At 61.9% G+C, this 20,441-nt stretch carries 26 protein-coding genes and 1 pseudogene; 12 read left to right on the top strand and 15 right to left on the bottom strand.

The features are described 5' to 3' along the window. The first annotated feature begins 26 nt into the window (after positions 1-26). The 7 genes from lepB (at position 27) to AB4Z25_RS19525 (ending at position 6,034) form a co-directional block, all read left to right on the top strand. Positions 27-770 carry a signal peptidase I gene (lepB, locus tag AB4Z25_RS19555; protein WP_112390794.1) on the top strand — a complete coding sequence of 248 codons (744 nt, stop codon included), beginning with the start codon at positions 27-29 and terminating at the stop codon, positions 768-770. Further along, the gene (gene rnc, locus AB4Z25_RS19550; RefSeq protein WP_112537559.1) at positions 767-1,486 is read left to right on the top strand and encodes a ribonuclease III; all 720 of its coding nucleotides are present in this window, start codon (positions 767-769) and stop codon (positions 1,484-1,486) included. Before lepB ends, rnc begins: the two co-directional genes overlap by 4 nt. Positions 1,487-1,493: 7 nt before the next feature. Next, complete coding sequence (era, locus tag AB4Z25_RS19545) at positions 1,494-2,435, top strand: GTPase Era (protein WP_112517110.1); 942 nt, start codon at positions 1,494-1,496, stop codon at positions 2,433-2,435. 316 nt (positions 2,436-2,751) lie between these two features. Then, entirely contained in the window at positions 2,752-3,504 is a 753-nt protein-coding gene (locus tag AB4Z25_RS19540) for a Crp/Fnr family transcriptional regulator (protein ID WP_112517109.1), read from the top strand. A gap of 232 nt (positions 3,505-3,736) precedes the next feature. Beyond that, positions 3,737-4,096: a response regulator gene (locus AB4Z25_RS19535; protein ID WP_112537558.1), complete on the top strand. Its 360-nt coding sequence runs from the start codon at positions 3,737-3,739 to the stop codon at positions 4,094-4,096. 66 nt (positions 4,097-4,162) lie between these two features. Continuing rightward, positions 4,163-4,933 (top strand): DNA repair protein RecO, encoded by a 771-nt coding sequence (recO, locus tag AB4Z25_RS19530; RefSeq protein WP_112517106.1) that lies wholly within the window; start codon positions 4,163-4,165, stop codon positions 4,931-4,933. Positions 4,934-5,038: 105 nt separating this feature from the next. Then, positions 5,039-6,034 carry an aldo/keto reductase gene (locus AB4Z25_RS19525; RefSeq protein WP_112537557.1) on the top strand — a complete coding sequence of 332 codons (996 nt, stop codon included), beginning with the start codon at positions 5,039-5,041 and terminating at the stop codon, positions 6,032-6,034. On the opposite strand, the gene AB4Z25_RS19520 is transcribed toward AB4Z25_RS19525, so the two are convergent. Then, entirely contained in the window at positions 6,031-6,888 is an 858-nt protein-coding gene (locus tag AB4Z25_RS19520; protein ID WP_112537556.1) for an MOSC domain-containing protein, read from the bottom strand. The genes AB4Z25_RS19525 and AB4Z25_RS19520 overlap by 4 nt on opposite strands. A gap of 15 nt (positions 6,889-6,903) precedes the next feature. Then, positions 6,904-7,548: an HD domain-containing protein gene (locus AB4Z25_RS19515; protein WP_112537555.1), complete on the bottom strand. Its 645-nt coding sequence runs from the start codon at positions 7,546-7,548 to the stop codon at positions 6,904-6,906. 264 nt (positions 7,549-7,812) lie between these two features. On the opposite strand from AB4Z25_RS19515, the gene AB4Z25_RS19510 reads away from it, so the two are divergent. Together AB4Z25_RS19510 and AB4Z25_RS19505 are read left to right on the top strand one after the other, a co-directional pair. Next, positions 7,813-8,124: a hypothetical protein gene (locus tag AB4Z25_RS19510; protein ID WP_112537554.1), complete on the top strand. Its 312-nt coding sequence runs from the start codon at positions 7,813-7,815 to the stop codon at positions 8,122-8,124. A gap of 113 nt (positions 8,125-8,237) precedes the next feature. After that, the gene (locus AB4Z25_RS19505; RefSeq protein WP_112537553.1) at positions 8,238-8,753 is read left to right on the top strand and encodes a superoxide dismutase family protein; all 516 of its coding nucleotides are present in this window, start codon (positions 8,238-8,240) and stop codon (positions 8,751-8,753) included. A gap of 41 nt (positions 8,754-8,794) precedes the next feature. Here the strand turns inward: AB4Z25_RS19505 and AB4Z25_RS19500 are convergent, their stop codons facing one another. The 9 genes from AB4Z25_RS19500 to AB4Z25_RS19460 all read right to left on the bottom strand — a co-directional run bounded on the left by AB4Z25_RS19500 (position 8,795) and on the right by AB4Z25_RS19460 (position 14,531). Then, on the bottom strand, positions 8,795-9,370 hold the full coding sequence (locus tag AB4Z25_RS19500) for a hypothetical protein (RefSeq protein WP_112517102.1): 576 nt from the start codon (positions 9,368-9,370) through the stop codon (positions 8,795-8,797). 54 nt (positions 9,371-9,424) lie between these two features. Beyond that, complete coding sequence (locus tag AB4Z25_RS19495) at positions 9,425-10,348, bottom strand: mechanosensitive ion channel family protein (RefSeq protein ID WP_442208834.1); 924 nt, start codon at positions 10,346-10,348, stop codon at positions 9,425-9,427. Positions 10,349-10,397: 49 nt separating this feature from the next. Continuing rightward, a complete protein-coding gene (locus AB4Z25_RS19490; RefSeq protein ID WP_112537595.1) occupies positions 10,398-10,886 on the bottom strand; it encodes a tyrosine phosphatase family protein in 489 nt (162 codons plus the stop codon). A gap of 41 nt (positions 10,887-10,927) precedes the next feature. Beyond that, entirely contained in the window at positions 10,928-11,500 is a 573-nt protein-coding gene (locus AB4Z25_RS19485) for an HD domain-containing protein (protein WP_112537551.1), read from the bottom strand. A 26-nt stretch (positions 11,501-11,526) separates the two neighbouring features. Continuing rightward, positions 11,527-12,366 (bottom strand): CAF17-like 4Fe-4S cluster assembly/insertion protein YgfZ, encoded by an 840-nt coding sequence (gene ygfZ, locus AB4Z25_RS19480; protein ID WP_112537550.1) that lies wholly within the window; start codon positions 12,364-12,366, stop codon positions 11,527-11,529. Positions 12,367-12,446: 80 nt separating this feature from the next. Beyond that, a complete protein-coding gene (locus AB4Z25_RS19475; RefSeq protein WP_112517098.1) occupies positions 12,447-13,208 on the bottom strand; it encodes a hypothetical protein in 762 nt (253 codons plus the stop codon). A gap of 14 nt (positions 13,209-13,222) precedes the next feature. Further along, positions 13,223-13,480 (bottom strand): hypothetical protein, encoded by a 258-nt coding sequence (locus tag AB4Z25_RS19470; RefSeq protein ID WP_112390884.1) that lies wholly within the window; start codon positions 13,478-13,480, stop codon positions 13,223-13,225. A 100-nt stretch (positions 13,481-13,580) separates the two neighbouring features. Beyond that, a complete protein-coding gene (locus AB4Z25_RS19465) occupies positions 13,581-14,039 on the bottom strand; it encodes a TIGR02301 family protein (RefSeq protein ID WP_442208859.1) in 459 nt (152 codons plus the stop codon). Positions 14,040-14,075: 36 nt separating this feature from the next. Further along, positions 14,076-14,531, bottom strand: coding sequence for an NUDIX hydrolase (locus AB4Z25_RS19460; protein WP_442208833.1), 456 nt, complete (start codon positions 14,529-14,531; stop codon positions 14,076-14,078). A gap of 63 nt (positions 14,532-14,594) precedes the next feature. Here AB4Z25_RS19460 and AB4Z25_RS19455 point away from each other — a divergent pair, with 63 nt between their 5' ends. From AB4Z25_RS19455 to AB4Z25_RS19445, 3 genes are read left to right on the top strand one after another with little or no spacing between them, the layout of a single operon-like run. Next, complete coding sequence (locus tag AB4Z25_RS19455; RefSeq protein ID WP_112537592.1) at positions 14,595-14,915, top strand: YnfA family protein; 321 nt, start codon at positions 14,595-14,597, stop codon at positions 14,913-14,915. 47 nt (positions 14,916-14,962) lie between these two features. Then, on the top strand, positions 14,963-15,724 hold the full coding sequence (locus AB4Z25_RS19450; protein ID WP_112537549.1) for an SOS response-associated peptidase: 762 nt from the start codon (positions 14,963-14,965) through the stop codon (positions 15,722-15,724). A 31-nt stretch (positions 15,725-15,755) separates the two neighbouring features. Further along, positions 15,756-16,376 carry a LysE/ArgO family amino acid transporter gene (locus AB4Z25_RS19445; protein WP_112537548.1) on the top strand — a complete coding sequence of 207 codons (621 nt, stop codon included), beginning with the start codon at positions 15,756-15,758 and terminating at the stop codon, positions 16,374-16,376. On the opposite strand, the gene AB4Z25_RS19440 is transcribed toward AB4Z25_RS19445, so the two are convergent. The 4 genes and pseudogenes from AB4Z25_RS19440 to AB4Z25_RS19425 form a co-directional block, all read right to left on the bottom strand. Then, positions 16,373-16,513: a hypothetical protein gene (locus AB4Z25_RS19440; protein ID WP_442208832.1), complete on the bottom strand. Its 141-nt coding sequence runs from the start codon at positions 16,511-16,513 to the stop codon at positions 16,373-16,375. The genes AB4Z25_RS19445 and AB4Z25_RS19440 overlap by 4 nt on opposite strands. Before the next feature lie 159 nt (positions 16,514-16,672). Beyond that, on the bottom strand, positions 16,673-17,518 hold the full coding sequence (gene pssA, locus AB4Z25_RS19435) for a CDP-diacylglycerol--serine O-phosphatidyltransferase (protein WP_112517094.1): 846 nt from the start codon (positions 17,516-17,518) through the stop codon (positions 16,673-16,675). An 18-nt stretch (positions 17,519-17,536) separates the two neighbouring features. Continuing rightward, a pseudogene (locus AB4Z25_RS19430) lies at positions 17,537-18,238 on the bottom strand (phosphatidylserine decarboxylase); the annotation flags it as partial. A 136-nt stretch (positions 18,239-18,374) separates the two neighbouring features. Then, entirely contained in the window at positions 18,375-20,249 is a 1,875-nt protein-coding gene (locus tag AB4Z25_RS19425; RefSeq protein ID WP_112537546.1) for an ABCB family ABC transporter ATP-binding protein/permease, read from the bottom strand. Between the last annotated feature and the right edge of the window lie 192 nt (positions 20,250-20,441).

Here is a 20,441-nt window from a genome sequence, read left to right as displayed (position 1 = left end):
TCGGCGCCTTTGAGGAATAAGACTGCGTGTCCGAAAAAGCCGATACCAAGCCGAACGCTCTGTGGGAAAACATCAAGGTCATCATCCAGGCATTGCTGCTGGCGATGGTCATCCGCACCGTCTTCTTCCAGCCTTTCACCATCCCGTCCGGCTCCATGATGCCGACGCTCCTGGTTGGTGACTACATCTTCGTCAACAAGTTCGCTTACGGCTATTCGAAATACTCGCTGCCTTTCTCGCCGAACCTTTTCAGCGGCCGCATCTTCGAAAGCGAGCCGAAGCGCGGCGATATCGTCGTCTTCCGCTTCCCGCCGAATCCGGAAGTCGATTACATCAAGCGTCTCGTCGGCCTGCCGGGTGACAAGATCCAGGTGACCAACGGCGTGCTCTTCATCAATGGCAAGCCGGTTCCGAAGGTCGCCGACGGCACCTTCAATTCCGACTATGCGCAGGATCCGGGCCAGGACGTTCCGGTCTTCCGCGAAACGCTTGATGACGGCAAGACCTACGACACGCTCGACCAGTCGCCTGTTTCGCGCGGTGACAACACGCAGGAATTCGTAGTCCCCGAAGGCCACTACTTCATGATGGGCGACAACCGTGACAACTCGCTCGACAGCCGTTTCGACGTCGGTTTCGTTCCGGCCGAAAATCTCGTCGGCCGCGCCAGCGTCATCTTCTTCTCGCTCGGCAACGACACCTCGTTCCGCGAAATCTGGAAATGGCCGTCCAACATGCGTTGGGACCGCCTCTTCAAGGTTGTTGAATGACGAAGGCTCAGACGCTCTCGGCGGCCGACCGTTCCAAGCTTGAAAGCTTGATCGGTCATGAGTTCGCCGAGAAGGGGCGCCTGGACCGTGCCTTGACACATGCCAGCGCCCGGACGCAAAAGGGCGGCAATTACGAACGTCTCGAATTCCTCGGCGACAGAGTGCTCGGCCTCTGCATCGCCGAGCTGCTTTTCAAGACGTTCGGCAATGCCGCGGAAGGCGAGCTCTCTGTGCGGCTGAACCAGCTGGTCAGCGCCGATACCTGCGCTTCCGTTGCTGACGAGCTCGATCTGCATCTGTTCATCCGCACCGGTTCGGATGTGAAGAAGCTGACCGGCAAGCGAATGATGAATGTGCGCGCCGACGTGGTGGAAAGCCTGATCGCCGCGCTCTATCTCGATGGCGGGCTGGAGATCGCCCGCAGCTTCATCCTGAAGTATTGGGAGAAGCGTGCGGTCCGGGCCGATGGTGCCCGCCGCGACGCGAAAACCGAATTGCAGGAATGGGCGCACGCGAAATTTGGCGTGACGCCCCTATATCGTGTTGAAGAACGCAGCGGCCCGGATCATGATCCGCGCTTTACAGTGACCGTTGAAGTGGCCGGTGTGGCTCCTGAAACGGGCGTGGACCGTTCCAAGCGCGCAGCCGAACAGGTGGCTGCGACGAAGATGCTGGAACGTGAAGGTATTTGGCAGAAACCCTCTGCCGGGAATTGACGGAACAATGACCGAAGAAAATGACATCGCGCCTGACGGCGCCGCAGAAACGCATGGCCCGACCCATTCCGGTTTCGTTGCCCTGATCGGGCCGACGAATGCCGGCAAGTCGACGTTGGTGAACCGCCTCGTCGGCGCCAAGGTATCGATCGTCAGCCATAAGGTGCAGACGACGCGTGCCGTTGTCCGCGGCATCGCGATCCACAACAACGCCCAGATCGTCTTCATGGACACGCCCGGTATCTTCAAGCCGCGCCGCAGGCTGGACCGCGCCATGGTCACCTCGGCCTGGGGTGGGGCCAAGGATGCCGACGTCATCATGCTGCTCATCGACAGCGAGCGCGGATTGCGCGGCGATGCCGAGGCTATTCTGGAAGGGCTGAAGGACGTCCCGCAGAGGAAGATCCTGGTTCTGAACAAGATCGACCGCGTCAACCGCGAACTGCTTCTGGCGCTCGCGGCAACGGCGAACCAGACAGTCCAGTTCGACCAGACCTTTATGATCTCGGCCGAAAACGGCTCGGGATGCGATGACGTGATGAACTATCTCGCCGAGACGCTGCCTGAGGGCCCCTGGTACTATCCGGAAGACCAGATCTCCGATCTGCCGATGCGCCAGCTGGCCGCCGAAATCACCCGCGAGAAGCTCTTCCTGCGCCTGCATCAGGAGCTTCCCTACTCGTCCCACGTCGAGACCGAGAAATGGGAAGAGCGCAAGGACGGCTCGGTGCGCATCGAGCAGGTCATCTATGTCGAGCGCGACAGCCAGAAGAAGATCGCTCTCGGCAAGGGCGGCGAAACGATCAAGGCGATCTCGTCGGCCTCCCGCCGCGAACTTTCGGAAATCCTCGAGCAGAACGTCCATCTGTTCCTGTTCGTGAAGGTGCGAGAGAACTGGGGCGACGATCCCGAGCGGTTCCGCGAAATGGGACTGGATTTCCCGCGATAAAAGGTAGGTGAGGGGATAGGGCTTAGCGTCTGCGGCCCCCTCATCCGGCTCTTCGAGCCACCTTCTCCCCGAGGGGAGAAGGGGAAAGCCGCGGCCTCTCCATTCCCTTCTCCCCAGCGGGGAGAAGGTGCCCAAAGGGCGGATGAGGGGGCTCCGGACGCTCCGCTGGCAGGAAAACCATCTAGCCCCACCCACATCCTTGTTTTTCAATAAAAAATCCCAACCGTTCGCGGAACAAAACCGCCATCCCGCGCATTTTTCGCCTTGAACGGCGCGCTGAATATGATGCGCCGCTTTTTTCGGGCGCAGGGCTGGGATGGCAACGTCAAAACCGACACACTCCTTCAAGACACCGTGCGAACAGTGTCCCTTGCGGCCCTTGCCGCATTTTCGCGAATTCAGCGGTGACGAACTGGATTTCGTCTCCCGCTTCAAGAAGGGGGAACTGGCCGCCGATGCCGGTGCGACGATCCTCGTCGAGGGCGCCAACAGCGCCCATCTCTTCACGGTGCTCTCGGGCTGGGGCTTCCGCTACAAGTCGCTGGAAGACGGCCGCCGCCAGATCCTGAACTATATCATGCCCGGTGACCTGATCGGTCTGCAGGGCACGATCATGGGCGAGATGCAGCATTCCGTCGAAGCCCTGTCGCCGGTCTCGCTCTGCGTCTTCGAGCGCGATAAGCTGATGACGCTCTACAACAAGCATTCCTCGCTCGCCTTCGATATCACCTGGATCGCGGCGCAGGAGGAGCGCATCCTCGACGAACATCTGCTCAGCATCGGAAGGCGAACGGCGCTTGAGCGCGCCGCCTATCTCGTCGCCTTCCTCTATGAACGCGGCAAGCGGCTCAATCTGTTCAACGGGCGGAAATTCATTCCGATCACCCAGCAGCACATCGCCGATACGCTCGGCCTGTCAATCGTCCACACCAACAAGACGTTGAAGAAGCTTGCCGAGCGCGGGCTGATCCGTTGGCAGGAACGGGGCTGCGAAGTGCTGAACGGCGAGGGGCTGCTGGATATCGCCGGCTGGGAAGGGCTGCCTAGCGGGAAACGCCCTTTCATATAAGCGTTTCAGCAACTATGTCTTTTTTAAATGCAAATCAGTGCTATGGAAAATAAGGTCCGGACATGCCACTTTTTCTCCCGGTTCGCTGTCTTATGGAGCGAACGGGACGTCGGGTTGCAGGCCGAACCGTTTCCGGTGCGGCGAGCACCCGTCCAAGAGGGCATCTGAGGTAAAAATGCGGTTTGATAAGACGGTGCGCGCCGTCAGCGGCGCACAGCGAGGGGCATAAATCATGAACGCAACCCGTGTTCTGGTTCTGGAAGACAGTCTTATCATTGCCATGGAAGCAGAAGACATTCTGCGCGCCGTCGGCGTCGAGACAATCGATATTGCCAACAGCCTGGATCAGGCCATGGAGGCCGTGAACGCCGAGAGCTACGATTTCGCGCTTCTCGATGTGAACCTCGGCGAATCCATGAGCTTCGGCTTTGCCCGCCATCTGAATGACCGCGGCATTCCTTTCGGCTTCGTCAGCGGTTATTCCGATAGCCAGGATTTTCCAGCCGACCTGCAGCAGGTGCCGCTGCTCGTAAAGCCCTTCGACGAAGGCGCGATGCGCGATTTTCTGGACAAGCTCTTTCCGGGCGAATGACGGCTTCCATGACATTTGCGAAGCCTTGCTCTAGGATCGATTCCTGAAGTCTGAGGTTTGTTGCCGATGCAATGGCAGGATCATGCAATCGTTCTGGGCGTGAAGCGCCACGGCGAGACAAGCGTCATCGCCGAGGTGATGACGCGCGATCGCGGCCGCCATCTCGGTCTCGTCCGCTCCGGCCGTTCGCGCAGCATGCAGCCGGTGCTGCAGCCGGGCAATGAAGTCGATGTCATCTGGCGAGCGCGCCTTGACGAGCACCTCGGCGAATTCAGGATCGAGCCGCTGCAGCTTCGCGCCGCGCGGCTGATGGAGAGTGCCACCGCCGTCTATGGCGTGCAGGCGATGGGTGCTTTGCTGCGCCTGCTGCCCGAGCGTGATCCGCATCCGCATCTCTACGACGCGCTGGAGGTCATTCTCGACAATCTCCACAATCCTGCCGATGCCGGCGAGCTCTTTGTCCGCTTCGAACTCGCGGTGCTGAATGATCTCGGTTACGGCATCGATCTCAGTGAATGTGCAGCGACCGGCGTCAAGACCGATCTCGCCTACGTCTCGCCGAAATCCGGCCGCGCCGTCTGCCGCGCAGCAGGCAGGCCCTATGCCGACAAGATGCTGCTGCTGCCGTCGTTTTTGGCGGGCGAGGGCAATCACGCGGCCGATTACGACAATCTCGCCGCCGCCTTCCGCCTGACCAGCTTCTTTCTCCACCGCCATGTCTACGAGCCGCGCGGCATCGAGGCGGCATCGGCCCGCGACGGTTTCATCCAGTCGGCACTGAAGGCGATCAATGCCTCGGCAACAGCCCTGCCGCCGGATGGCAAACTCTCCGCCTGAAAGGCGGTTTTTCACCGGTGAAGGATATGCTGCGGATTTGGCGGTTTACCGCGCCGCGATCGCTCCCTATCTCTTCAGCGACGGCAGATGGTGGAGGAATAGGACATGCTGACCAAACCTGACAACACGACGGCGATCACCCTCTGGAACGGCCGCGAGATCCCGCGCCTCGGCATGGGCTGCTGGGCGATCGGCGGGCCGTTCTATGCGGGCGATGTCCCGCTCGGCTGGGGCGAGGTGGACGACGGCGAATCGATCCGCGCCATCAACCGTGCGGTCGATCTCGGCATCCGCTTTTTCGATACCGCCTCGAATTACGGGGCAGGGCATTCCGAGGAGGTGGTCGGCCGTGCCATCGGCAATCGCGACGATATCGTCATCGCCACCAAGTTCGGCCATGCAACCGACGAAAAGACCAAGCAGGCGACCGGCGCCTTTGCCGACCCGGCCTTCATCCGGCAATCGGCGCAAACCTCGCTGCGTCGGCTGCGCCGCGAGCGGCTGGATCTGCTGCAGTTCCATCTGAACGACTTTCCGCTCGAAGCCTCAGACGAGGTCTTCGGGACGCTTGAGACCCTGAAGGCCGAGGGCAAGATCGACGCTTTCGGCTGGAGCACCGACTATCCGGACCGGGCGGCCCGCCATCTCGATCGCAACGGCTTCGTCTCCGTGCAGCATACGATGAACGTCTTCGAGCCGGTGCCGGAGATGATCGCCCTCATCGAGAAGAACGGCCTGATCTCGATCAACCGCGGCCCGCTGGCCATGGGGCTGCTCAGCGGCAAGTTCACGCCGGGCAAGACTGTCGGCGAAAAGGATGTCCGCGGCGCAAGCCTCGACTGGATGATCTATTTCAAGGACGGAAAGATCGCCCCCGAATTCGCCGCCCGTCTCGACGCCGTTAGAAATCTCCTGACCGATGGCGGCAGGACGCTGACGCAGGGCGCGCTCGCCTGGCTCTGGGCCCGCTCGCCCCGCACCCTGCCGATCCCCGGTTTCCGGACGGTCGCCCAGGTCGAGGAAAATGCCGGCGCCCTGGCGAAGGGTCCGTTGCCATCAGATGTGATGAGCAGGATCGACGATGCGCTCTCCGGCCTCTAGGCGCGGTTGCGCACCTTGAAGGCCCAGCCTTCCGGCCGTTCCTCGATCACCCTTACGGTGTCGCCGATGGCGATCGTGCCGGTGCCCCGTGGCGTCGCGTTCCAGCCGAACAGCGGCCCCGGTACGCGCCGGTCCGCCGACATGCGCACACGGCCCATCGCCGGCATCGGGTTCGGCACGTCGCGCGAGCCGGTGATCTGGTCCTGGGTCGTCATGATGCAGCGGGCGCAGGGCTTGACGAGATCGAGCCGGATGCCGGCGATCTCGATCGCCGCCCAGCGGTCTTCGGGCCAGGGTTCGTCGATGTCGATGACGATGTTCGGGCGGAAACGTTCCATGCCGATTTCACCTTCCGCATGGCTGGCTAGATCGGCATTCAGCGCCTTCAGCGATCCCGTCGTCGTCACCAGGATCTGATAGCCGTCGGCAAAGGTCACCGGCGTGTCCGGTCCGGCCCATTCCGGGCTGGCAATTCGCTCGGCGGCGGCATCGAAGAACACCAGCTTGACCTCGCGCCCCAGCCATTCTGACAGCCGGCTGTTGCTCCCGTCATCGGCAACGGCGGCATTCACAGGTGTCTTCCAGATGACGACATCCATCCGCCTGTCCGGTTGCGGCGGCGGAACCGCGATCTCGCCCTTGCCATCCATAAGCAGACGGAACGCTGCGGCTTCCGGACGGACGTCGATGCGCGCCAGATCCTGCAGTTCGCGCTGGGTGATGCATTGTCCGTCAGCGTCCGTGATCATCGCCCGCCGGTCGCCCGGCAGGCCGAATGCGTCGATCGCAGAAGAGGCAAGCGCAATGCCCCTGGCGCTCTTGAGCGGGTAGATGAAGAGATCGCTGACCTGCATGCTGTCTCCTGAAGCCTAGATTTCGTCCATGAAGTCGGCGAGGAAATCGCGCAACCGCTTGTCGCGTTCCGCCGCCAGTTCGCGTCCGGCTCCCGTCTGGAAGCCGTCGGCCAGTTTGAACAGTTTGGTCTGGAAGTGGTCGATTGCATAGCGCTTGTCGTCGAGCGGGCGTTCCTTGGCGCCGGGGTCGAAGGGGTCGTAGAGCCCGGAGACCATGCGCCCGGCGATGTAGAAACAGCGGGCAGCGCCGACAGCGCCGATCGCGTCGAGCCGGTCGGCATCCTGCAGCATCTTCGCTTCCAGCGTCTCGGGCGTCACATTGGCGGAGAAGCTGTGTGCGGTGATCGCATGCGAAACGGCTGCGATATCCTCTGCCGTCCAGCCAAGCTTCTGCAGGATCCCGGATGCCTTCTGTGCCGCGAGCGCCGAGGCCTTGGAGCGGAGCGGTGAGCTCTTCTCGACGGCAACGCAATCATGCAGCAGCACGGCAGCGGCCAGAATGCGCGCATCGCCGCCTTCGATCTTCTGGATGCGCATGGCGTTCTTGAAGACGCGCAGCACATGCGCCAGATCATGCGAACCGTCGTCGCCCTCGGTGGCAAATGGAATAAGCTCAGCCGCAAGGCTCTCGAAGGGGGCAAAGGCTTCGGCCTGATGCATTCTCGTCACCGCAATCGTTGGTATGGAGGCCCGGAATAGGGCTTCGGGCAGAGAGTTGCAATGCGCCTTTCGCATGAGGGGCGAAGCCGTGGAAAACCCGGAGCCGGGATCACCTTTGAACGCTTTGTCAACCTTCCTTAATGGGAAGTTAACAGCTTGTTGACCCGACTCACTATTCGGGGTATCCCCGGACCAGTTCGATTTTCCCCATTTGTATTGCGTACAGACAGCACCGAAGAATTAAGGCGGTGGACGGAGGTTTGTATGGCCCAAGTTGCATCTGTTTCAGACACGGCATATGCCTATTTGGCAACGCTTTCCCGGCTCGACACGAATGGCGACGGCGTTTTGAGCCGTGGCGAACGTGCAGCTGACGAGAAGCCTGGTATTCTCGCTGAACTGAGTGAAGAGCCGAAGCATGAGCCGCGCTCGACAGCAACCGACAATGTTCTTGCCCTGATGATGGGCATGCGTACGACCGGTACCGATATGACCTTCGCGGCATCCAATGATGATGGTTCGCCCGATCTCTATCGCAGCACCTACGGCCAATACGATCTCGATATCGCCTCCTGAGGCGAACGCAGACCGTATTCACGAAGCCGGCCATTTGGCCGGCTTTTGTTTTTGCCGGAACCCCTTCGGCAGTGAGGCGTTGGACAACGACAGCCAAGCGGAAGGAAACCCTCATGAAAACGACCATCGTCATTGCTGCGCTGACGTTCGCAGTTCCGGCCTTCGCCGCCAATGCGCAGGACAAGCAGACCGCGACCGCCAATTTCGTCGACGGCAAAGGCAAGGAGAGCGGCCGGGCAACGCTCACCGCGGCCGCCAATGGCGGCGTGATGCTCGAAGTCGAGGTCTCCGGTCTGCCCGCCAATAAATGGGTCGCCTTCCACGTCCACGAAACCGGCAAATGCGACGCCGCCACCCATCACGAATCGGCCGGCAAGCATTTCAACCCGACAGATGCCGAACACGGCTTCCTGGCGGCAAAGGGTCCGCATGCCGGCGACATGCCGAACCAGTATGTCGGTCAGGACGGCATCCTCCGCGCCCAGGTCTTCGACAGCATGGTGACGCTGGATGGCAAGAAGGACGGCATACGCGGTCGGGCGCTGATGATCCACGCAAATTCGGATGACTATCGCAGCCAGCCGTCGGGCGATGCGGGCGAGAGGCTGGCGTGTGGGGTGATTAAATAACCGTCCCGCATTCCTGTGACGAGCACAGGAATGCGGGAAACTCACCCATAATAATACCGCTCCGCATACCAATCGGCCGATGCCATCGGCTTTTCCTGCGCCACCCAGCGGGCGATGTCGCTTTCCTCCAGCAGCTCCGACGTCATCTGATCTTCCAGCCCGACGAAGATCAGGTTGGTGTTTTCCCTGAGCCGCGGGTCGCGGGCGAAGCCCATCTTGCTGTCGTTGGCCGTGTGCAGCAGGTTCATCCTGACGTAGAAGAATTCCGGGTGGTAATCCATCTCGCTCGCCTCGGTGAAGGCATGGGCGACTTCGATGACCGATTTCTGCGGCCCGCTATAGGCGGTGATTGCCTCGTTGAGCCCGAAGGTCGCGCCATAGAGGCCGACCGATTGCGCCGGGATGACGCTGACCTCGCCGCTGACAAGGTCGATCTGCTGGCCCGAAAACCCGGCGCTGGTGCCATCGAGCGCCCCACGGAAGAAATAGGAGAATTGGCCGCGCGTCAGATAGATCGCCTGCCAGCGAAACCGCACATACTCGCCGGAATCGCCGGTCAGCCCCTTGAGCGTCTGCAGGCTTTGCAAAAATGTATCGCGGTAGTTCGGCAGTGGCATCGATCAATCTCCTTGAGAGATTAACCGGCAGCGAGTCAAAACGTTCCGTTCGCGCTATGGCCTGGACGGCTGGTTCTTGGCCGCTGCGCGTCTGGTCGGACCTGTTGTCTTCTCTTCGACAGGAGCGGCTTCGGGAAGCGTGTTGCCATTGGCCGCGGTCACCGGCAGCAGATGACCGCCTTCGTCGAAGCTGAGCTTGATCCGCTTCACCATATCGCGGCTGAGCAGCCACCAGTCGCCGGTCTTCGCCCAGTAGCGCAGCGTCACGCTGATCGTCGCGCCACCGATCGTATCGACGAAAGCGCTGGGTGCAGGCGATTTCAGCACACGCGGATCCTGCTTTGCCAGAGACACCAGCCGCTCCATCGCCGCATCCAGGTCGTCGGCATAGGCGACCGCGACCTTCACCTCGTTCTGGCGCGTCGGTTCGCGGCTGTAATTGGTGATCGGCGTGTTCCAGAGAATGGAATTCGGCGCCAGCCTGTAGAGACCGTCGCCGGTCTTGAACTCCGTCGCAAACAGGCCGATCTCACGGACTGTTCCGGAGATGCTGCTGGTTTCTATATACTCACCCACCCGGAACGGCCTGAGGATCAACAGCATGATCCCCGCGGCGATATTCTGTAGCGTGCCTTGCAGCGCCAGCCCGATGGCCAGACCGGCAGCGCCGAGTGTGGCGATGATCGAGGCCGTCTGCACGCCGAACTGGCCGAGCACGGTGATGAAGACGAGGATCAGCAGCGCATAGCGCAGCACATTGGTGAAGAAGCGCGCCAGCGTTTCGTCGATGCCGCGAACGCGGGAAATCCCCTCATAGGCCCAGCGGCTGAGAAAGCTCGCCATCGCCCAGCCGACGATCAGCAGAATGATCGCGCCGAGAATCGAAAAGGAATATTGAACTGCGAGTGCGCTTGCCTGGCTGAGCGCCGTGCGCGTTGCGACGATGACGTCTGTTGCCTGTTCCATGCCTGCTGTCATACCTCGAATTTCCATTGCCCTTCGCTAGATGGGGCAGGGTACCGGGGCGTCAACCAGTTTTATCGGGAGCGATGGACAGCACGAAAGGCGCGTTGCCGTCGGCATCGGCGCCGCGGCCGATGGCGCGAACGGCGGCAATCAGCCTGCCATCGCGCTTCAGCAGGCCGTCGCCGATCTCGATGATTCGGGTGTTCGGCGTCGCATGGGGCGAGGCGGTGCGCAGCCTTTGCGCAAGCTCCCGGTCGTCCTGATCGGGCACCCGCGCAAGGGCGGCAACGAGTGCTGCGGCAGGTGAGCGCGAGACGCCCATCCAGCAATGGACAAGCAGCGGGGCGCTGTCATCCCAGCCGGCAGCGAAATCGATGATCTTCTGCACATGGGCCTCATCGGGCGCAACGAGATTGCCGGTGCCCTTGAAGGCGATGTCGTTCATGTGCAGCAGCAGATGGCGGTCGGCGGCGATGACGCCCGGCCGGTGAAAGGCCTGTTCCTTGGCCATCAGGCTGACCATCTCGCGGGAGCCGTGGCGCACCGCCATCTCGGCGATCCGCAGCAGTGGTGAAACGACGATATGGGGCGTCACGGCCTGGCGCTCCGGAGAGCTTCGATCGCCTCGAACCGTTCGCAGAACAGCCGCTGCGCCTCGACCGCCGGAAGCGGCTCCATCGGTAACATCTCGCGGGTAATCCCGCGCGGCTGGCCGAAGAATTTTTGCGCTTCGGCTGGTGTGAAGCCTGCCAGGCAGGTGGCCTCGAAATAGGCGGCGATCGTGTCGGCCTTCTTGATCTTGTCCTTCAGCTCGCGCGAGGGGTGCGGCGGCAGGCCGAAGCGCAGATGAACGGCGGCTTCCAGCCGCTTCTCCACCGTCTTGTAGCCACCGCCGACGACGGATTTGAACGGCGAGATCATGTCGCCGATCACATATTCCGGCGCATCGTGCAGCAGGGCCAACAGGCAGTCGTCGGGGCTCGCCGTATTGAGGCGGCGAAAGATATCCTCGACGGCAAGACTGTGCTGCGCCACCGAAAATGCATGATTACCCGAGGTCTGGCCATTCCACCGTGCAACGCGCGCAAGGCCATGTGCGATGTCGCTGAGTTCGACATCCAGCGGCGACGGGTCGAGCAGATCGAGACGCCTGCCGGAGAGCATGCGTTGCCAGGCACGGGGCGGCTTTGTCACGCGCTGGCCTCGTCGGAGGCGGATGGGAAGGTAAGGCCGGTCCAGGCGGGCAGCGTCAACGACACCGCGGTATCGCCTGCCATCAGCACCGTGCCTGCAGCCATGGCCTCACCGGCGCGATCGATACGGACGATGGCAAGGCCGGTCTGGCCGCTGACGGTGCCGAGTGTGCCGACAGGCTTGCCGCCAGCCGTGATTTCCGTGCCCGGCGCCGGAAGTGCGCCCGTTGCAGTGACGGTCACAACACGCCGGCGCGCGGTGCCGCGGTGCTGCATGCGGGAAACCACTTCCTGGCCGACATAGCAGCCCTTCTTGAATGACAGGCCGCCATTGAGGTCCATCAGCGCGTCATGCGGGAAGATATCCTGCAGCGCGTAATCGGGGCCTGAAGTGACGATGCCATGTGCGGCCCGCAGGGCGTCGTAGAGCAAGGCGTCATCCGCGCCATGCTTGCCCTCGCGGCGGTGCAGCGTGATGCCAGCCTTGGCAAACCGGCTGTCGGCCGCGCCGTCAGCGGTTGCATCATCCCAGGAAACGGTCACACCGTCGGCCTCGATGGACGAAAGCGTCACGGCGGCGCGCAGCTTGTACATTGTCAGCCGCTTCACCAGCGCATCATGCTGATCGCGATCGGTCTCGATGATGAAATCAGTGCCGTCGCGCCAGATCATGAAGTCGAACAGAATCTTGCCCTGCGGCGTCAGCAGCGCGCCGGGGCGCGCCTCGTTTGGCACCATCGAGACGATATCGGTGGTGATCAGGTTCTGCAGAAAGGATTCGGCATCCGCGCCGCCGATGCGGAAAAGCGCGCGGTGCGGGAGAAAGACGGATGGCATGGCGAGACCTGTCGCGTTCGTTGTCGCTCAGAGTTAAGTCTTCCGCGCCGCCGCTGCAAGCGGCGGGGGAGGGCTTGCGATCAATCGCCTGCGGTGAAGAACTTCCACTTGCCGTCAGGCGTGATGCCCAGGCGGTAGAAATTGTAGCCGCCGAATTCCTGCATGTCGGAGAGATCGCCGGCGGTGACGATGCGCAACAGCTCGACACGCTCGGGCGGCGTCAGCGCCTTCAGGTCCTTCTCGGCGAAATAGGGCCAGACATAGGCTTCGTCGGCCGTTCCGGCGCCCACATGTACGAAGCCAGTGGAGATGACGTCGAGCATGATGGCGAGGATCTCGTCGCCATCAGGGTCGCCGGAGAGATCCTTCAGCGTTCCAATCGGGTCGTCCGTCGGCTCGCCGACGGTCACCTGCGTCTGCTGCGCGCCGGTGCCCATCAGCGGGCGCAGCCGCTCCAGATCGCCGGAAGCCGCCGCCTCGACGATCTGCTGGCGCATTTTGCGCACCGGCTCCGGCGCCTTGTTGATGTCGTAGATCACCTCGACAGGCTTGGCGTCGTCGGTGGCGCCTGGCGTCTTGTCTGTGCTCTTGCCGGCATTGTCCTTGTTAACAAGCGGATCCGGCATCGGCACGCCCGGCGCCGTTGCCGGCGGGGTCTGCGTTTGCTGTTGTTGCTGGCTGTTTTTCTGATCGGTCGCCTGCGGGTCGGGCTGCCCTGGAACCTTGTGCAGCTCAGAAAGCGCATGCGCCACCGGCGCTGGCAAAACACCGGCACCGACGCATAAAGCAACGAGAAGCGGCGCCATCAGCCGCCGCGGGGCCTTGTCCTTACCGGTTTGCATCGGGCTCTCTAATTCTACTGCAGTCTGCGGTTGGGAGAAAACTCACCAGCAAGCATCCGTTCGCGCAGCGAATCGAGCAAGGCTTCCGCGTTGTTCTCGCCGTGGAGGCGAATCGTCTCGCGCAGGGCATGGATGATGGCGGTGTCGGCAATGATTTCGGGCTCGATGCCGTCGGCCATGCCGTCAGCCCAAGCCTCGTTGTGGTACTCCAAAGCCGCCTGCATCTTTTCGTGGACGATCATGTCGTCGATGTCGTTGAGGCTTGGTTCCATTTTCTTTTCCTCGAACTGCATGCCTTACTGCCTGGTTAACAACTCTATCAGCCTTTTCCCAAAACGACACGCGCGGGAGTGAAAACAGGTTAATTAAACGTCAATTTCCAAAACGCGAAGTAATTTCTGTGGCCAGTGTTGCACCTTCGTTACGGTAGCGCTCTTCTGCCACGATCGCGGATGCCGTGCAATCGGTATAGACGGAGGCGAAGGCACGGTATCCACGGTTGAAGGCCGCGGTCAGTCTTTCCTTGCGCTGAGGCTCGTCTTTCGCTTCAGAATCAAGCAGTTGCTGCATCTCATCGCGCCATTCGTCCCCGCCCGGGGCCTTGCACAGCGTTCGCAGATAATGCACCGAACCGATCACTTCGGCAAAGCGCAACAGCTTGTCGTCATAGGGCACAGTAGCCGGTGGGGGCGGCGGCGCCTCGGGAACCGCAGGCGGTGCCTTCTTGCCCTGAGCCCACACAGGTGCGGACATGGCCGCACCGGCGCACAAGAACAGAGACAAGAAAACGCGTCGTACGGGAATCATGCTGATAGTTGATACGCAAGCGATGTCGGGAACAAGGCGCCGCGCCATGTTTCCACGCGGTTATTGTCGAAGCGCCAGCCGTTCCACGCATTCGAGCACCGATTGCGGAACCGGCAGGCGCCGGATCTCGTCGAGACTGTACCAGCCGATCGCTGCGGCATCGTCGGCAGCTTCCGCGACCGCGTCGGCATCTGCCTCCACCGTGAAGACCGAAAGATAGAAATGGCTGCTGATACTGCCGTCGGGGGCGTGGGTCTTCAGATCATACTCGGAAAACAGCTTCGGATTGCGGGCTGCAATGCCGGTTTCCTCGTGGAACTCGCGAAGCGCCGTCTGATCCGGCGTCTCTCCCGGTTCCGCCCGGCCGCCGGGGAAGGCGTACATGTCGGCAGAGGGGGGATTGCGGCGCAGCACCAGCAGAAACCTGCCGTCACGCTCGAGAATGGCAGAGGATGCCGCCCTGGCCGTCGATGCCGTCTCTGTCATGTCCCAGCTGCTTTCAAGGTTGCGCACCATGTTCCGATCGCCGAACGTGGATATCAGCCTGAGTACCGGACGTTCGATTCGAAGGAAAGACCGCTGACCTACCTGATCTATGCCTTTGCTGCCCTCTTCGAGATCGCCGGCTGCTTTGCCTTCTGGGCCTGGCTGAAAATGGGCAGGTCCGCCTGGTGGCTGGCGCCCGGCATGGTGTCGCTGGCGCTGTTTGCCTGGCTGCTGACCCTGGTGCCGAGCGAGGCGGCCGGGCGCACCTTCGCGGCTTATGGCGGCATCTATATCGCCGCATCGATCCTCTGGCTCTGGCTGGCCGAAAACCGGGTGCCCGATCGCTGGGATATCGGCGGCGCGGCGGTCTGCCTGGCGGGCACGGCGATCATCCTCTTTGCGCCGCGCAGCTGACGCAACCGACCCTTGACCGTCGCCTGACGGGGTGCAAAGACAATCTCATGTGCGGACGCTATGCCCTGACATTGACCCCGGAAGAGCTGCAGGACCTGCTGGGAGTGGTCGAGCTGGAGGACTTTCCGGCGCGCTACAATATCGCCCCGACACAGCCGATCCTCGTCGTCGTTTCGGGCGAGACGCCGGAGAAGGGCAGCAACCAGCCGGATCGCCGCGCCGTCCTCGTGCGCTGGGGCTTCACGCCCTCCTGGGTCAAGGATCCCAAGCAGTTTCCGCTGCTGATCAATGCGCGTTCGGAGACCGCAATCGGCAAGGCGTCGTTCCGCGCCGCCATGCGCCATCGCCGCGTTCTGGTTCCGGCATCGGGCTTCTACGAATGGCACCGTCCATCCAAGGAAAGCGGCGAGAAATCGCAGGCTTACTGGATCAAGCCGAAGCATGGCGGCATCGTCGCCTTTGCCGGACTGATGGAAACCTGGGCATCCGCCGACGGATCGGAAGTCGATACCGGCGCGATTCTCACGACCGCAGCCAACTCGGCCATCGCGCCGATCCACGACCGGATGCCTGTCGTCATCAAGCCTGAGGACTTCTCCCGCTGGCTGGATTGCAAGACGCAGGAGCCGCGCGAGGTTGCCGATCTGATGAGGCCGGTCGAAGACGACTTCTTCGAAGCGATCCCGGTGTCCGACAAGGTCAACAAGGTTTCGAACATGGGTGAGGACCTGCAGACGCCTGTCGTCCTCGAAAAGCCCCCGAAGCCTGTTGCCGCAAAGCCCAGCGACGGGCAGCTCAGCTTCTTCTGATCCAAAATTCTCTCATTTCCCGGACCATAATATGATCTCGATTTCGGCTGCCCTTTCGGGCTTCTTCCTCGGCGCATCCCTGATTATCGCTATCGGCGCGCAGAATGCCTTCATTCTTCGCCAGGGGCTGTTGCGCTCGCATGTCTTCATCCTCTGCCTGATCTGCGCGCTGTCGGATGCGCTGCTCATCGCCGCCGGTGTTGGCGGTCTGGGCACGCTGGTGTCGCAATCGCCGGTGCTGATTTCGGTGGTCACGCTCGGCGGCGCCGTCTTCCTCGGCTCCTACGCCTTCATGGCCTTCCGCCGGGCGCTGCATCCGGGCGCCATGCAGGCAGGATCGCCGCAGGCGCTGGGGCTGAAGGCGGCGGTCGCCACCTGCCTCGCCTTCACCTTCCTCAATCCGCATGTCTATCTGGATACGGTGGTGCTGCTGGGCAGCCTGTCGGCCGCCTATCAGGGGCAGGACCGGATCGCATACGGCGCGGGAGCCGCAATCGCGTCTTTCGTCTGGTTCTTTGGTCTGGGATATGGAGCGCGGCTGCTGCAGCCGGTCTTTGCAAAACCCGCCGCCTGGCGGGTTCTCGACGTCATCATCGGCGTCGTCATGAGCCTGCTGGCAATCAGCCTGCTCTGGCGCTTCCTCGCTGCTTAAGCAGGCTTCTTGATGAGGGCAGGCTTCTTCAGCATCAGTGCTGCTGCCAGTACGGCTTTCAGGCCGAGCGGGCAGTAGTGGGTGCTGAGATCCTGCTTGGCCGGCTGTTCCGCTGCACCAGTTTTCTTCGAGGTCACGATACTCTCCTTACGTGTTCCCTGGATGTGTTCTGATTTGCTCTTTTGTCGCGAAAAACGACAAAAGAGAGGCATCGATCATCAGGAAGTGTGTAAGGCGAAAACTTTGCGCGAGGCTTGATGCAGAAAAGCACGCTTGGGTAGCGTGCTAATTAAATCTCAGATGTGGCGGCCCATGTCGTCTTCGCCGACACCGGGTTCCTCGATCGTCAGCGTGCCGTATTTCTTCTTCCAGCGGTGGGCGCCGAAGGGCAGGGAGATGAGGTAGATCACCACGGTGAAGACCATGATTTCCCAGGTAAAGCTCATCAGCAGCGCGACATAGAGAACGACGCCGAGCATCAGCGGCAGCACCAGATCGCGGCGCAGCTTGCTGCCCTCCTGCTTGCCGGACCAGACCGGCAGGCGGCTGATCAGCAGGAAGGCGATCAGCACGGTGTAGGCCGAAGAGATATAGGCAAACAGCCGGTCGCTCTCCATCCCCAGGAAGCCGAGATAGACGGGCAACAGCACCAACATGGCGCCGGCAGGGGCCGGCACGCCGACGAAATATTCCGATTGCCAGGGCGCCCGGTTTTCGCGCTCCGACATGACGTTGAAACGCGCAAGCCGCAGGCCGGCGGCGATCGTATAGATCAGTGCCGCGATCCAGCCGATCGAGCGCGCCTGATCGAGTGCATAGACATAAACGACGAGGGCAGGGGCAACACCGAAATTGACGATGTCGGCCAGCGAATCCATCTGCGCGCCGAATTTCGACGTCGCCTTCATCAGCCGGGCGATACGTCCGTCGATGCCGTCGAGGAAGGCGGCGAGCAACACCATCATCACGGCAAGCTCGTAGCGCCCTTCGAAGGCAAGACGGATGCCGGTCAGGCCGGCGCAGATCGCCAGGATGGTGATGAGATTGGGAACGACCAGCCGGAGCGGAATTTCACGCAGCCTCGGCCCGCGCGCTGAATCGTTCGGGCCGTTGGGTTCGAAAGGCGGAAAAGGCGTCTCCATGTGGCGCTCCTGATCGTCTTAGCTGCGGCGGCTGATGACAGGACCCTTGGCGGAGGCGAATTCGGCAAGCACCGTCTCACCGGCAATCGCCGTCTGGCCGAGCGCGACACGCGGCGCCGAACCGGCAGGCAGGAAGACGTCGAGGCGCGAACCGAAGCGGATCAGGCCGAAGCGCTCGCCAGCGGCCAGCGGCTCGTTGGTGTTCGCCCAGCAGAGAATGCGCCGCGCGACCAGACCGGCGATCTGCACGACGCCGATATTGCCATGGGCCGTTTCGATGACCAGGCCGTTGCGCTCGTTGTCTTCGCTGGCCTTGTCGAGTTCGGCATTCACGAAGCTGCCGGAGCGGTAATTGATGCTGACGATGCGGCCACGCACCGGCGAACGGTTCACATGGCAGTTGAAGACGTTCATGAACACCGAGATGCGCAGCATCGGCTCGCTGCCGAGATTGAGCTCGGCCGGCGGCGTCACCATCTGGATCGACGACACCTTGCCGTCAGCAGGCGAGATGACCAGATCGTCGTCTTGCGGCGTCATGCGCTCGGGATCGCGGAAGAAGTAGGCGCACCACAGCGTCAGGATCAGGCCGACCCAGAACAGCGGCTTGAAAAGCCAGCCAAGCAGCAGCGATGCGACGAAGAAGGCGGCGACAAAGGGATAGCCTTCCTTATGGACCGGAACGATGGTGTTTCGAACGGTATCAAGCAGGCTCATATGCGCCGGTCTCCTCGGTTTTTTCGTTACCGCTGGTTATAGAAAAACTCCGGCCGGGGCAATGCCGTGGCCGCTGCGGCGGCCTTCATGAAAGGGTTCTAAACAGCAAAACGGCGGATCGGCCGTTTTGTTCAGGTGGTTAGGTGGCTGGAGCAAGGCGCGTGACAACGCCCAGATCGTCGCTCTCGCGCACCTGCTTCAGATGTTCTTCGGCCTGTGTCGCCTCGCGCTGGCGGTTCCACATCGAGGCGTAGAGACCGTCCTTGGCGAGCAGCGCCGCATGCGTTCCCCGCTCGGCGATCTCGCCGCTCTTCAAGACGATGATCTCGTCGGCGCCGATGACGGTCGACAGGCGGTGGGCGATGACCAGCGTCGTGCGGTTCTTCGAGACGGCGTCGAGTGCCGTCTGGATCTCGCCTTCGGTCGTCGTGTCGAGCGCCGACGTCGCCTCGTCGAGGATCAGGATCGGCGGCGCCTTCAAAACGGTGCGGGCGATCGCCACGCGCTGCTTTTCGCCACCCGAGAGCTTCAGTCCGCGTTCGCCGACCTTGGTCTCGAAACCTTCGGGCAGAAGATCGATGAAATGGGCGATCTGCGCGATCTCGGCCGCAGTCTTCACCTCGGCGTCACTGGCGCCGGGACGGCCATAGCGGATGTTGTAGGCGACCGTATCATTGAAGAGCACGGTATCCTGCGGCACCATGCCGATCGCCGAGCGCAGGCTCTTCTGCGTCAGGCCGCGGATATCCTGGCCATCGACGGTGATCGCCCCGCTCTGGATGTCGTAGAATCGGTAGAGCAGGCGCGACAGCGTCGACTTGCCGGCTCCCGAGGGACCGACGACCGCGACGGTCTTGCCTGCCGGGACATCGAAGGAAATGCCCTTCAGGATCGGCCGCGCCGCGTCGTAGGCGAAATGCACGTCCTTGAAGCTGATTGCACCCTGCGCGATCGAAAGCGGCTTGGCATCCGGCGCATCCGTCACCTCGGCCTTGACCTCGAGAAGATCGAACATCTGCTCGATATCGGTCAGGCCCTGGCGGATTTCGCGATAGACGAAGCCGATGAAGTTCAGCGGCACGGCAAGCTGCAGCAGCATCGAGTTGACGAACACGAAGTCGCCGACGGTCTGTTCGCCGCGCTGCACGGCAAGGCCCGAGAGAACCAGCATGACGGTGGTGCCGAGACCGAAGATCACGCCCTGGCCGAAGTTCAGCCAGCCGAGCGAGGTCCAGACGTCGGTCGCCGCCTTCTCGTATTTCTCCATCGATTTGTCGAAGCGCTTGGCCTCCATCTCCTCGTTGCCGAAATATTTGACGGTCTCGAAGTTGAGGAGGGAATCGATCGCCTTGGTATTGGCGTCGGTATCGCTGTCGTTCATCGACCGGCGGATCGAGATGCGCCAGTCGCTGGCGCGGATCGTGAACCAGATATAGGCCCACACGGTAAACGCGGTGACGGCGAGATAGGAGAAGCCGTAGCCCCACCAGAAGATGAAGGCGGTCAGCAGGAACTCGATGACCGTCGGCACAGAGTTCAGGATTGTGAAACGGACGATCGTTTCGATGCCCTTGGTGCCGCGCTCGATGATGCGCGACAGGCCGCCGGTCTTGCGCTCCAGATGGAAGCGCAGCGACAGCTCGTGCATGTGGACGAAGGTCTTGAAGGCGAGCTTGCGCACCGCATACTGGCCGACACTAGCAAACAGCGCGTCGCGCAGCTGGTTGAGCGCCAGCTGGATCAGCCGCGTCAGATTATAGGCGATGATTAGCGCGATCGCGCCGGTCAGCAGCGGCGGAAGACTGGTGTGGAGATCTGTCTTGCCGTTAAGCGCGTCGGTCGACCACTTGAAGAAGTAGGGAACCAGCAGCAGCACGAATTTCGAGATCAGCAGGTAGACCGACGCCCAGACGACGCGCATCTTCAGGTCCGGCCGCTCGTTCGGCCACATATAGGGCCAGAGATTGAACAGCGTGCGCAGCAGGTTGGAATCAGAAACCGTCTTGTTTGCCATGCCCATCTCCAGCCCGGGGGTGGGCTTTCACCACGAATGCATCGTTTCGATAGCGGCAATTGCAAAAGGCGGAACGGCCCTTTCGAGGGCCTCCGCCAGACAGTCTCGCCGTCCCCCGCCACATAGGATTTGACGGCGGCGAATGCAACGGCAAACCGCCAAAGAGAAAAGGCCGGGCGCTATATTCGCCCG

It is taken from the genome of Rhizobium sp. RAF36, assembly GCF_052114105.1.
In the GTDB taxonomy this organism is placed as follows: domain Bacteria; phylum Pseudomonadota; class Alphaproteobacteria; order Rhizobiales; family Rhizobiaceae; genus Rhizobium.
The sequence above is the reverse complement of the archived record's forward strand: the minus strand, read 5'-3'. Positions and strand labels throughout refer to the sequence as shown.